This window comes from Kitasatospora sp. NPDC004669 (assembly GCF_040609455.1).
Lineage (GTDB): Bacteria > Actinomycetota > Actinomycetes > Streptomycetales > Streptomycetaceae > Kitasatospora.
The window spans coordinates 11,767-24,396 of sequence record NZ_JBEXKB010000019.1 but is presented as its reverse complement, the minus strand read 5'-3'; the positions used below and the strand labels follow the sequence as shown (position 1 = coordinate 24,396).

Annotated in this window: 8 protein-coding genes; 3 read left to right on the top strand and 5 right to left on the bottom strand. The window is 69.6% G+C overall.

Going from position 1 to position 12,630, the window contains the following annotated elements; translation table 11 throughout:
- Positions 1-156: 156 nt before the first annotated feature.
- Positions 157-1,215, top strand: a complete 1,059-nt coding sequence (gene disA / locus ABZW30_RS18180; RefSeq protein ID WP_188306273.1) for a DNA integrity scanning diadenylate cyclase DisA — start codon at positions 157-159, stop codon at positions 1,213-1,215.
- 129 nt (positions 1,216-1,344) lie between these two features.
- Here disA and ABZW30_RS18175 read toward each other — a convergent pair whose 3' ends face one another.
- Positions 1,345-2,220, bottom strand: a complete 876-nt coding sequence (locus ABZW30_RS18175; protein ID WP_355672107.1) for a hypothetical protein — start codon at positions 2,218-2,220, stop codon at positions 1,345-1,347.
- A gap of 251 nt (positions 2,221-2,471) precedes the next feature.
- On the opposite strand from ABZW30_RS18175, the gene ABZW30_RS18170 reads away from it, so the two are divergent.
- Entirely contained in the window at positions 2,472-3,347 is an 876-nt protein-coding gene (locus ABZW30_RS18170) for an A/G-specific adenine glycosylase (protein ID WP_355672223.1), read from the top strand.
- 99 nt (positions 3,348-3,446) lie between these two features.
- Here the strand turns inward: ABZW30_RS18170 and ABZW30_RS18165 are convergent, their stop codons facing one another.
- Positions 3,447-5,042, bottom strand: a complete 1,596-nt coding sequence (locus tag ABZW30_RS18165; RefSeq protein WP_355672106.1) for an MDR family MFS transporter — start codon at positions 5,040-5,042, stop codon at positions 3,447-3,449.
- Between the two features lie 222 nt (positions 5,043-5,264).
- Between ABZW30_RS18165 and ABZW30_RS18160 the strand changes: the two genes are divergently transcribed.
- Positions 5,265-5,897 carry a helix-turn-helix domain-containing protein gene (locus ABZW30_RS18160; RefSeq protein ID WP_355672105.1) on the top strand — a complete coding sequence of 211 codons (633 nt, stop codon included), beginning with the start codon at positions 5,265-5,267 and terminating at the stop codon, positions 5,895-5,897.
- A 7-nt stretch (positions 5,898-5,904) separates the two neighbouring features.
- Here the strand turns inward: ABZW30_RS18160 and ABZW30_RS18155 are convergent, their stop codons facing one another.
- The 3 genes from ABZW30_RS18155 to ABZW30_RS18145 form a co-directional block, all read right to left on the bottom strand.
- A complete protein-coding gene (locus ABZW30_RS18155) occupies positions 5,905-6,870 on the bottom strand; it encodes a M23 family metallopeptidase (RefSeq protein WP_355672104.1) in 966 nt (321 codons plus the stop codon).
- 305 nt (positions 6,871-7,175) lie between these two features.
- Positions 7,176-9,530 (bottom strand): immune inhibitor A domain-containing protein, encoded by a 2,355-nt coding sequence (locus ABZW30_RS18150; protein WP_355672103.1) that lies wholly within the window; start codon positions 9,528-9,530, stop codon positions 7,176-7,178.
- Positions 9,531-9,873: 343 nt separating this feature from the next.
- Positions 9,874-12,393 (bottom strand): ATP-dependent Clp protease ATP-binding subunit, encoded by a 2,520-nt coding sequence (locus ABZW30_RS18145; protein WP_355672102.1) that lies wholly within the window; start codon positions 12,391-12,393, stop codon positions 9,874-9,876.
- Between the last annotated feature and the right edge of the window lie 237 nt (positions 12,394-12,630).

The following is a 12,630-nucleotide window of genomic DNA, read 5'->3' as shown; positions in this document are numbered from 1 at the left end:
ATTGGCCAGAAGGCAGTACCGAAGCGGTACTGAGCGACAGAGCAACAGACCGCGGACCGGCGCACGGCGCGAGGCGCGCGGCACGGGGTCGACCGGAGGAGTCACGTGGCAGCCAGCGACCGGGGGGCGGACAAGGCCTCCCGCGAGGAGGCCCTGCTGCGCGCCTCCCTCACCGCCATCGCGCCCGGTACCGCGCTTCGTGACGGCCTGGAACGGGTCCTGCGGGCCAACACCGGTGGCCTGATCGTGCTGGGTTTCGACAAGACCGTCGAGTCCCTGTGCACCGGCGGCTTCGTCCTGGACGTCGAGTTCAGTGCGACCCGCCTGCGCGAGCTGTGCAAGCTCGACGGCGCGGTGGTGCTCGACAAGGACATCACCAAGATCGTCCGGGCCGGCGTCCACCTGATGCCGGACTCGACCATCCCCACCGACGAGACCGGCACCCGCCACCGCACCGCGGAGCGGGTCAACCGGCAGACCGGCTACCCGGTGGTCGCGGTCTCGCACTCGATGCGGCTGATCGCCATGTACGTCAACGGCACCCGCCGGGTGCTGGAGGACTCCACCACCGTCCTGTCCCGCGCCAACCAGGCGCTGGCCACCCTGGAGCGCTACAAGCTCCGCCTGGACGAGGTGGCCGGCACGCTCTCCGCGCTGGAGATCGAGGACCTGGTGACGGTCCGGGACGTCACGGCCGTGGCCCAGCGCCTGGAGATGGTCCGGCTGATCGCCACCGAGATCGCCGGCTACGTGCTGGAGCTCGGCATCGACGGCCGCCTGCTCTCGCTCCAGCTGGACGAGCTGATCGCGGGCGTGGAGCCGGAGCGCGAACTGGTCGCCCGGGACTACTTCCCGGAGCGGGCCGCCAAGAAGGGCCGGACGGTCACCGAGGTACTGGCCGACCTGGAGGCGCTCACCCACGCCGAGCTGCTGGACCTGCAGACGGTCGCCAAGGCGCTCGGCTACTCCGGCTCGCCGGAGTCCCTGGACTCCGCGGTCTCCCCGCGCGGCTACCGCCTGCTGGCGAAGATCCCGCGCCTGCCCAACACGGTGATAGAGCGCCTGGTCGAGCACTTCGGCGGCCTGCAGAAGCTGCTCGCCGCCAGCATCGACGATCTGCAGACGGTCGAGGGCGTCGGCGAGACCCGGGCCCGTTCGGTCCGCGAGGGCCTGTCCCGCCTTGCCGAATCGTCCATCCTGGAGCGCTACGTCTGACCGACGCACAATCGACGGACGGCCCCCGGAGAAACGCTTCCCCGGGGGCCGTTCCGCGTTTCCGGTCCCGGGAACGCCGGAGCCCCCGACCGCGCGCGGTCGGGGGCTCCGAACGAAGTTGACCGGTCCTCAGCCGTCCAGCCGGATCGAGGTCCGGGCCGACACCTTGTCGGCGGAGAGCCCGGTGAGCTCCGCGAGCACCACGTAGGTCCCGTTCGCCGGCGCCGCCTGGTCGGCGGTCGCGCACTGCGGCTTGCTGCGGCTGCGGTCCCAGGTGAAGGTCTCGGTCTGGCTGCCGTTCGCCGGGATCTGCACCCAGATGTCGCCCTTGTCGGGCGGGCAGTCGCCGGAGGACCAGACCCGGTCGTTGTTGTTGCCGCTGACCGTGATCACGGAGGTGGTGCGGCCCAGGTCCACCCGGCAGTTGGTGCCGGAGGAGTTCTTGACCGTCAGGGCCAGCTTCGGCTTGTCCTTGGGCTGGTACGAGTTCTGACTCGGGTTCAGTTCAAGGGCCACCTGCGAGGAGGCGCAGACCGGAAGCGCCATCACCTCGGGGGTGTTCACCGCCGGAGCGCCGCCGCCCGAGCCGCCGGACGCCCCGCCGCCGTTGCCGCCGCCGGTCCCGCCGGGACCACCCGAGCCGCCGGACCCGCCCGCCGGCGCGGGGTTGGCGCCGGCGCCGGTGCCGCCGCTGAGGCCGACCTCGCTGCCGCCGCCGCTCACCGGGCCGCCGGTGCCCCCGGCGCTGCCGCCGCCGGGGCGCGCCGCGGGGCCGCTCGGGGAGGCGCCGGGCGTGATCGCCTGAGCGGGCGTCTGGGACTGGGACTGGGGCGGTACGGCCTGCGCGGCCTTGCTCTGTGAGCCGTCGCCACCGCCCCCGCCCTGATCGGTCATCAGCCAGGCGATCAGGGCGATGACCGCCGCGACGGCGGCGAGCACGACGACGCGCCGACGCCAGTAGATCGAGGCCGGCAGCGGTCCCACGGGTTGACGCAGAGAGGGCACGATCAAACTCTACGAGACTGCGTGTGGCGATTGACTCACCAACACCGCACAGTCGCCCCTTCTTTCACATGATCCGCCATTTGATCCGTTCGAGGGAGCGGTCGAACCGGGATTTCCGAGCGGTTTCCGGACATTCGGAATTAGATCCTCCACTTCGGCGGCGTCCCCCGCCATGGGAGGATCGAAGGGCCATGACTGCCATCACCGCCACCGAAACGACCGCCGGAACCGGTACCGCGCCCCGGCTGCCGATGCCCCTGCCGCTGCTGCACTCGACCGTCCTCGACTGGTACGAGGCCAGCAAGCGCGACCTGCCCTGGCGGACCCCCGACGCGACGCCCTGGGCGGTTATGGTGAGCGAGTTCATGCTCCAGCAGACCCCGGTGAAGCGGGTGCTACCCGCCTGGCAGGCCTGGATGACCCGCTGGCCCACCCCTGCCGACCTCGCCGCCGAGGCGTCCGGCGAGGCGGTCCGGATGTGGGGTCGGCTGGGCTACCCGCGCCGCGCGCTGCGGCTGCACGCGGCCGCCGTGGCGATCACCGAGGAGCACGGCGGCGAGGTCCCGGACGACCACGCCACGCTGCTCTCGCTGCCCGGGGTGGGGGAGTACACCGCCGCGGCGGTCGCCTCCTTCGCCTTCCGCCAGCGGCACGTGGTGCTGGACACCAACGTCCGCCGGGTCTTCGCCCGCGCGGTGACCGGCGTCGAGTACCCGGCCCAGGCCACCACCGCCGCCGAGCGCCGTACCGCGACCGCGCTGCTGCCCGACGACGCCGAGACCGCCGCCACCTGGGCGGTCGGCGTGATGGAGCTGGGCGCACTGGTCTGCACCGCCCGCGGCCCGGAGTGCGGGGACTGCCCGCTGTTCACCGGTTGCGCCTGGCAGCGGGCCGGCCGCCCGGCGTACGAGGGGCCGGCCCGGCGCGGTCAGTCCTACGAGGGGACGGACCGCCAGGTGCGCGGCAAGCTGCTCGCGGTGCTGCGCGAGGCACACGGCTCGGTCCCGCAGGCCCGCCTGGACGCCGTCTGGCCGGACGCCGTGCAGCGGGCCCGCGCCCTGGACGGTCTGGTCGCCGACGGCCTGGTCGAGCCGGTCGAGCAGGGTGTCTACCGACTGCCCCGGTAGTCGCACCCCGCAACGGACGAAGACGGCGCCCCCGGAAGGAGAACCTCCCGGGGGCGCCGTGCGAAGCGGGACCGTGTGGAGCGGACCCTACGAGGACCGTCAGACGGCCGCCGCCTCCAGCGAGGACTCGGCCGGCTTCTCACCCTTGCCGGTGCCGCGCAGCGGCACCTCGCGCAGGAACAGCGCGGCGGCGATGGCGATCACGGCCACCCCGGCGCCCCACAGGAAGACGGTGTGCATGCCGTTGGACACCGCGTGGTGGTAGGCGTCCTGGATGTAGTCGGGCAGCTTGCGCAGCTCGGCCGGGCTGGTCTGACCCGGGTCCTTCATGCCGCCCGGGGGGGTCGGCTTCCCGGCCAGCAGCTCGCCCATGGTGTCCTTCACCCGGTTGTTGAACAGCGCGCCGAACAGCGCGACACCGAAGGAGCCGCCGATGGTGCGGAACAGGGTGGCGGTGGAGCTGGCCACGCCCATGTCCTTGAGCTCGACGCTGTTCTGCGCGACCAGCATGGTGATCTGCATCAGGAAGCCCATGCCGGCGCCGAGAACGATCATCCAGCAGGCCGAGGTGAAGCTGCTGGTCTCGGTGCCCATGGTGGAGAGCAGGATCAGGCCGCCGGTCATCACGAGGGTGCCGATGATCGGGAAGATCCGGTACTTGCCGGTCTTGGTGACGGCCTGGCCGACCACCAGCGAGACGACCAGCATGCCGAACATCATCGGCATCAGCAGCAGGCCGGAGTTGGTCGCCGAGGCACCCTGGACGATCTGCTGGTAGAGCGGCAGGAAGACGGTCGAGCCGAACATCACGAAGCCGACGACGAAGCCGATGATCGAGACCAGGGTGAAGTTCAGGTTCTTGAACAGGGTCAGCGGCAGCATCGGCTCCTCGACCCGCTGCTCCACGTAGCAGAAGGCGATCAGCGAGGCGGCGGCGAGCGCGGCCAGGCCGAGGATCTCCTTGGAGCCCCAGGCGTACTGCTGGCCGCCCCAGGTGGTGATCAGTACGAGCGAGGTGATGCCGGCGGTGAGCAGGATCGCGCCCAGGTAGTCGATCCGGGCGGTGTTGCGGACCTTCGGCAGCTTCAGGGTGACGACGACCACGGCGAGCGCGATCACACCGAGCGGCAGGTTGATGTAGAAGGTCCAGTGCCAGCTCAGGTGGTCGGTGATGAAGCCGCCGACCAGCGGGCCGCCGATGGTGGCCAGGGCCATCACCGCGGCGAACATGCCCTGGTACTTGCCGCGGTCGCGCGGCGGGACGAGCGCGCCCATGATCGACATGACGCCGACCATCAGACCGCCGGCGCCCAGGCCCTGCAGGGCGCGGAAGCCGATCAGCTCGTTCATGTTCTGGGACAGGCCCGACAGCGCCGAGCCCACCAGGAAGATCACGATCGAGGTGAGGAAGGTGCCCTTGCGGCCGTACAGGTCGCCGAGCTTGCCCCAGATCGGGGTGGAGGCGGCGGTGGCCAGGGTGTACGCGGTGACCACCCAGGACAGGTGTTCGGCACCGCCGAGGTCACCGACGATGGTCGGCATCGCGGTGCCGACGATCAGGTTGTCGAGCATGGCCAGCAGCATCGTGACGACCAAGCCGACCATCACGAGGCGGATCTCGCGGGGCGACCGCGGCTGCTCCTCCTCGGCCGTCTTGTCCTCCGGTACCGGGCCGGCGGTCTTGGACTGTGACATGGGGTGGGGTCTCCCGGAGGGGTGGTTCGGACGAGCGTCGCGCCGTGCGGCGGCTCACTTACTTGTCGCCCGGCTAGTTTATCGATCGTCGGCACGGTAAGTTGTTTCCTAGCCGGTCGTCAAGCCAGTTTTCCGAACGGCCGCCTGGGCAGGGAGAATGGGCCCGGGGCGGACGCCACCCTGGGGTCCGCAGCAGTCACCGACGCAGTCATGAGGCAGGCCATGGGCACTCCGCACAGCCCCCGCAGCGACACCCGGGCTCGCATCATCGAGGTGTCGTTGGAGCTCTTCTCCGAGCAGGGCTACGAGCAGACCTCACTGCGCGAGATCGCCGACCGCCTGGGCGTCACCAAGGCCGCGCTCTACTACCACTTCAAGACCAAGGACGACATCGTCCTGGGCATCGTCGAGCGGATGGCCGCGCCCATCGACGAGACCATCGAGTGGGGCCGGAAGCAGGCCTGGAGCCCGCAGACGCGCGACGAGCTGATCCGCCGCTTCGCGGACGGGATGGCCGAGCGGGCCCCGCTGCTGCGCTTCTTCCACGAGAACCAGCCCGCGCTGCGGGAGTCCCCGGCCGGACTGGCCTTCCGGGAGCGGATCATCACCATGATGCAGCTGGTGCACGGGCCGGAGGCGAGCTTTCAGGACCGGCTGCGCGCCGCGATGACGCTGTTCACCATCCACTCGTCGATGTTCCTGCTCCAGCAGGACAGCAAGGACTGCGGTCACGCCGAGAACGTGTGGGGCGAGAAGGTGCCGGTGGCCGACCTGGACGAGGCGCTGGAGGCCGCCCGGACGGTCGCGCTGGAGATCGGCGGCCGGATCAGCCACCCGGCCCGGGCCAGCGGCTGATCCCCGGTCAGAACGCCGTGACGCCGCGCTCGGAGAGATAGGCGATCGGGTTGACCACCGCGCCGTAGCGGTTGCGGGTGCGGATCTCGAAGTGCAGGTGCGGCCCGGTCGAGTTGCCGGTGTTCCCGGACAGCCCGACCCGTTCGCCCGCCGACACGTGGTCGCCCGGCGACACCGAGAGCGCGGACAGGTGGGCGTACTGCGCGAAGCGCCCGTCGACGAGCCGCAGGACGACCTCCTTGCCGTACGCGCCGTCCCGGGCGGCCGAGACCACGGTCGCGTCGCCGACCGCCAGCACCGGGGTGCCCGGGGCGACGGCGAAGTCCACCCCGGTGTGGTAGCCGGCGGCGTACTCGGATTCGGCCACCCCGTACGGATTGCTGATCGGCGCGTCCGGCACCGGCGGCGACCAGTCGGGCGCGGGGGCCGGTGCGGGCTCCGGCTCCGGTGCGGGCTCCGGGGCGGGAGCAGGGGCGGGAGCAGGGGCCGATGCGGGCTCCGGCGCGGGAACAGGGGTTGAAGCGGCGGCCGGCGGCTCGGCCGGCAGCAGATTGGGCGCCACCGCCACGAACGCCTGCGCCGAGGCGCCGTCGTCGGGCAGCTTGTACGGGCTGGGGCCGGCCACCTGGACCAGGCCCGGGTCGGGCACCGACGCCTGCGGAGCCGTGAAGGCCGAACTGCCCGGCGTGGTCGGCAGCACGGTCTGCGCCACGGCGCTGCCCGGCGCGGCCGCCAGCATCACACCCGCCAGCAGCACCGCGGCCGCTCCGGCGGAGACCACCGCGTGGTCGCGCTCGGCCCGCTGCCGGCCGCCCGGCAGGGTGGCGTGCCGGGGCGTGACGAGCGCGCGCGGCGGTGGCGCGGCATGGGTGCGGACGGCACGGCCGATCCGGGGCTGCCAGGCGGCCGCCTGGGCCGCCGTACGGGCGGCGAGCCGGCGCAGGGCCGGACCCACGGGCGGGACGGTGGACATCGCTCGACGTACCTCACGGTCGTGCGGGGGGCAGCACGAAGCGCCCGATCGGGCGCGTGCTGAGCGGGGGACCACTCAGATGTAACCGTCACCGAGTGGAGTCCCAAACGGGGCGAGGTACTACGGCGTGTAGTCAGCGTGGCGCCGGAGATTCAATCCGACGGAGCAACGATCACGGGATCGGATCGCCCACGACCGGTCCGATCCGCCCGGGCGAAAGCGTCCGGCCCGTCCCCGCGAACGCGGGGACGGGCCGGACGTGGAGACTTCAGAGCCGTGCGATCACGGCCTGACCGTCAGGACGATCAGTTGTCGACCGGGCGGACCCGGATCCAGGTCTCCAGGTAGTTCGCGGACTCGTTCTCGACCTCGATGCTGGTGCCGGTCTTCGGAACGATCACGCTGCTGTACGGGTTGTCCTTGGACCAGTACTCCTTCAGGTCCGAGAACTCGTCGACGCCCTTGGACTTCGGGATGACCGTCTCGACGCCGTTCTTGTGCAGCGTCAGCGCCGGGACGCGACGCGAGCCGAAGGTGGAGTCGAAGCCCTGCATGCGTGGACGCATCAGGGTGCCGTCGGCCCACTTCAGCGGGGTCGGGTGCGAGTCGACCGGGAGGATCAGACCCTGGCCCGGGTGGGCGCTGACGTTGTTGTCGGTCTGCGACTCGTCCCAGTACCAGATCAGCAGACCGGGCTGGTACGCGTAGTGCTCGACCCAGTTCGGCTTGGCGGTGCCGAAGCCGAAGTTGTACGGGCCGGTCTTCAGGGTCTCGTCGAACGACACGTACTGCCGGTTCTCCGCGATGTAGTACTGCGCGTAGTCCTTGGTGTACGAGCCGCCGAAACGGGTGAAGCCGTCGGCCGCCCAGCCGTTGTCACCCTTCTCGACGTCGTCGCTGAACACGGTGGCGCCGTCGGCGGTCACCGAGACGTCGTCCACCGCCAGACCGCGGTAGTGCAGGCCGCCGTCGGTGGTGTTGTGGTAGCGGAACTTGATCTGCTTGCCGGCGTAGGCGTCCAGCGGGAAGGACAGGTCGCCCCAGGCAGCGGTCAGGCCGCTGAGGGCCGGACGGCCGTTCTCCTTGGGCAGCGCGGCGCCGTTCCAGGTGCCGTCCACCACGGTCCAGGTCTTGCCACCGTCGGTGGAGACCTCGCCGAAGGCGTAGTCGAAGTCCGGCTCCAGCTCGTACCAGGCCTTGGCGTTGATGCTGGCCTTGGTCTTGCCGGTGAGGTCGATGTCCCGGGTCAGCGTGACGTTGAGGTTGTCGGCGCTGCCGCTCCACCACTCGGTGTTGCCGCTGAACGGCTTGTTGATGTCGGTGGTGATGCTCTTCTTCGGCAGGTCGACGATCAGGGCCTGCGGGAGCTTGCTGTTGTACTCGACCGGACCGATGTGGTGGGTCGACTCGGTGCCGGCCTTGGCGTGGTCCGCCTTCAGCCAGCCGAGCTTGTACTTGCTCCAGGCGTCGAGGTCGTTCGGCATGTCGCCGATGCTGTCCTTGCCCTCGCCGAGCCAGGAGCCGGAGGACATCAGCGACCAGAAGCCGACCGAGTTGTCGATGCCCTTGCCCGCGGTGTCGTAGAGGTCCGGCAGACCGAGGTCGTGGCCGTACTCGTGGGCGAAGACGCCGAGGCCGCCGTTCTCCGGCTGCATCGTGTAGTCGCCGATCCAGAAGCCGGAGTCACCGACCGGCACGCCGCCGAGCTTGTTGCCGTCGGGGCCGGCCTGGCCGTTCAGGTTGCCGTAGGCGTACGAACGGTGCGCCCACAGGGCCTTGTTGCCCTGCTTGCCGCCACCGGCCGACTTGTCCTCGCCGGCGTGCACGATCTGGAAGTGGTCGATGTACCCGTCGGGCTGGTTGAAGTTCCCGTCGTGGTGCGAGCCGTAGCGGTCCCACTGGTCGTACGAGGCCAGCGTCGCCTTGATCTGCTCCTTGGTCTGACCCTTCGCCAGCTGGTCCTTGTACCAGATGTCGACGGCGTCGCGGATCAGGTCCTGGGCGCTGGGGCAGACGTTGGAGCCGCAGTAGTCCGAGCCGTACCGGGCCTCGTTCCACGGCACCCGGACCCAGTCCGAGACCACGCCGTCGACCGAGTAGCGGCCCGAGGACTGCTTCTCGTAGAAGGTCTTCAGCGAGGGCTTGTCCTTGGCGAAGTACAGGTCCTGGTAGTGCTGCTGGTTGTAGTCGGCCTGCCAGGCGGTCGAGTTGTTGGTGGCGCGGTCCGGCTTCTCGATCTCGTTGTGCTTCGGGCCGGGCTCGCCGCCGAACTTGATCTTGCCGTCGGGTGTCTTGGTGGTGTTGTCCACCTGGTCGCCGAAGTCGACCAGGATGGTGAAGATCTTGTCCGTGCGCTCGCGGGCGAGCTCCACGTACTTGTCCTTGCCGAGCTTCACGCTGGTGCTGCCGTTGTGCTGCTCGACCTGGGCGGTGCCGTTGAGCAGCTGCTCGGTGGCGGCCTTCTGCTCGGCCTCCACCTTGGCGGTCAGCGGACCCGGGATGTTGTGCTCGGTGTTGACGGACTGAACGGCGTCAGCGGGGTCCCTCGGCGCCGGTGCGGAGCCGGCGGCGACGGCGGCGCTCGGGAACAGGCCCGCGCCGAGCGTGACTATGACCGCTGCGGCAGTGGTGATCGCAGCGGTTCTCCTGGTGGTCTTCAACGGTGTGACGTCCTCCCCGACCGAGCCGACTCTTGGCCAAGGCCCGGTAAACCAATATGAAAGACAGGTGGACGTCATTTGACCGAAGTGAGGCCGCAAAAGATAGACCTTGACCATGACATGGTCACGGCGCTATCCTCCCCGACTTCACATCAGTCGACAAAGTGTCAACCGCATCCTGGTTAAAGCTTGCTGAGAAATGGGACGCACCCGCACGAACCGGCCGGCAGGCTGCCCGCCCAGGGCCACGCCGACTGCGGGGTCGTCCGCCCCCGAACGCACCGAGCCCCCGGCGTGAACGCCGGGGGCTCGGTGGCTGTGAGGTTGTCTGTTAAATGTTGCCTTACTTCGTCAGGTCCGGACCGGACGAGGCGACCGCGGCAGGGGTGTCCGCGACGGCCGACTTCTCCTCACCTCGGAAGGTGAACTTGGCGTCCTTGCCCTCGCCCTCGACGTCGACGACGACGATGTGGCCGGCCCGCAGCTCACCGAAGAGGATCTTCTCGGAGAGGTGGTCCTCGATCTCGCGCTGGATGGTGCGGCGCAGCGGGCGGGCGCCCATGATCGGGTCGTAGCCGCGCTTGGCCAGCAGCTTCTTGGCCTCGACGCTGAGCTCCAGGCCCATGTCCTTGTCCTTGAGCCGCTCGTCCACCTTGGCGATCATCAGGTCGACGATCTGGATGATGTCGTCCTCGGACAGCTGGTGGAACACCACGATGTCGTCGACACGGTTCAGGAACTCGGGGCGGAAGTGCTGCTTGAGCTCCTCGCCGACCTTCGCCTTCATCCGCTCGTACCCGGTCTGGGAGTCACCCGTGGCCGCGAAGCCCAGGTTGAAGCCCTTGGAGATGTCCCGGGTGCCGAGGTTGGTCGTCATGATGATGACGGTGTTCTTGAAGTCGACCACGCGGCCCTGGGAGTCGGTCAGGCGACCGTCCTCCAGGATCTGCAGCAGCGAGTTGAAGATGTCCGGGTGGGCCTTCTCGACCTCGTCGAAGAGGACGACCGAGAACGGCTTGCGGCGGACCTTCTCGGTCAGCTGGCCGCCCTCCTCGTAGCCCACGTATCCGGGCGGGGAGCCGAACAGCCGGGAGACGGTGTGCTTCTCGGAGAACTCGGACATGTCGAGCGCGATCAGCGCGTCCTCGTCGCCGAAGAGGAACTCGGCCAGCGTCTTGGACAGTTCGGTCTTACCGACGCCGGACGGGCCGGCGAAGATGAACGAACCGCCGGGGCGCTTCGGGTCCTTGAGGCCCGCACGGGTGCGCCGGATGGCCTGGGAGAGCGCCTTGATGGCGTCCTTCTGGCCGATGACGCGCTTGTGCAGCTCGTCCTCCATGCGGAGCAGACGGGACGTCTCCTCCTCGGTCAGCTTGAAGACCGGGATGCCGGTGGCGGTGGCCAGGACCTCGGCGATGAGCTCCTCGTTGACCTCCGCGACGACGTCCATGTCGCCGGCCTTCCACTCCTTCTCGCGCTTGGCCTTGGCCTGCAGGAGCTGCTTCTCGTCGTCACGCAGGGACGCGGCCTTCTCGAAGTCCTGCGCGTCGATCGCGCTCTCCTTCTCGCGGCGCACGTCGGCGATCTTCTCGTCGAACTCGCGCAGGTCCGGCGGCGCGGTCATCCGGCGGATGCGCATCCGGGAGCCGGCCTCGTCGATCAGGTCGATCGCCTTGTCCGGCAGGAAGCGGTCCGAGATGTACCGGTCGGCCAGGGTGGCGGCGGCGACCAGGGCGGAGTCCGTGATGGAGACCCGGTGGTGGGCCTCGTAGCGGTCGCGCAGACCCTTGAGGATCTCGATGGTGTGCGGCAGCGAGGGCTCCGCGACCTGGATCGGCTGGAAGCGGCGCTCCAGCGCGGCGTCCTTCTCCAGGTGCTTGCGGTACTCGTCCAGGGTGGTGGCACCGATGGTCTGCAGCTCGCCGCGGGCCAGCATCGGCTTGAGGATGCTGGCTGCGTCGATGGCGCCCTCGGCGGCGCCCGCGCCGACCAGGGTGTGCAGCTCGTCGATGAACAGGATGATGTCGCCGCGGGTGCGGATCTCCTTGAGCACCTTCTTCAGGCGCTCCTCGAAGTCACCGCGGTAGCGCGAGCCCGCCACCAGGGCGCCCAGGTCCAGCGTGTAGAGCTGCTTGTCCTTGAGCGTCTCCGGGACCTCGCCCTTGACGATCGCCTGCGCCAGGCCCTCGACCACGGCGGTCTTGCCGACGCCGGGCTCACCGATCAGGACCGGGTTGTTCTTGGTGCGGCGGGACAGCACCTGCATGACCCGCTCGATCTCCTTCTCGCGCCCGATGACCGGGTCGAGCTTGGCCTCACGGGCGGCCTGGGTGAGGTTGCGGCCGAACTGGTCCAGGACCAGCGAGGTCGACGGGGTGCCCTCGGCGGGCCCGCCGGCCGTGGCCGACTCCTTGCCGCCGCCGGTCTGGTAACCGGACAGCAGCTGGATGACCTGCTGGCGCACCCGGTTGAGGTCGGCGCCCAGCTTCACCAGGACCTGGGCGGCGACGCCCTCGCCCTCGCGGATCAGGCCGAGCAGGATGTGCTCGGTGCCGATGTAGTTGTGGCCGAGCTGCAGGGCCTCCCGGAGCGACAGCTCCAGGACCTTCTTGGCCCGGGGGGTGAAGGGAATGTGACCGGATGGGGCCTGCTGGCCCTGGCCGATGATCTCCTCGACCTGCTGGCGTACGGCCTCAAGAGAAATCCCGAGGCTCTCCAGGGCCTTGGCGGCGACGCCCTCGCCCTCGTGGATCAGACCCAGGAGGATGTGCTCGGTGCCGATGTAGTTGTGGTTGAGCATCCGGGCTTCTTCCTGAGCCAGGACGACAACCCGCCGCGCGCGGTCGGTGAACCTCTCGAACATCGTTTATCGCTCCTCAGAGCGGTCGGGCAGTTCGGGGTCCGTCCCCGCCCTGTCCTTCCGCATGCTAGTCCCGCTCAGCGGCGCGGCCCACGGATTCACTCCCCGGTAGAGGAGCGAGATGCTGCGCGACCAGCCGACACCAATCCCAACCTGATGCTGGGAATCGGTGTTCCCACTAGTGGGCCGGATGCACCGGAAACCGCTACGCCATCGGCGAACAAGAGTCGCCGGGGCGGA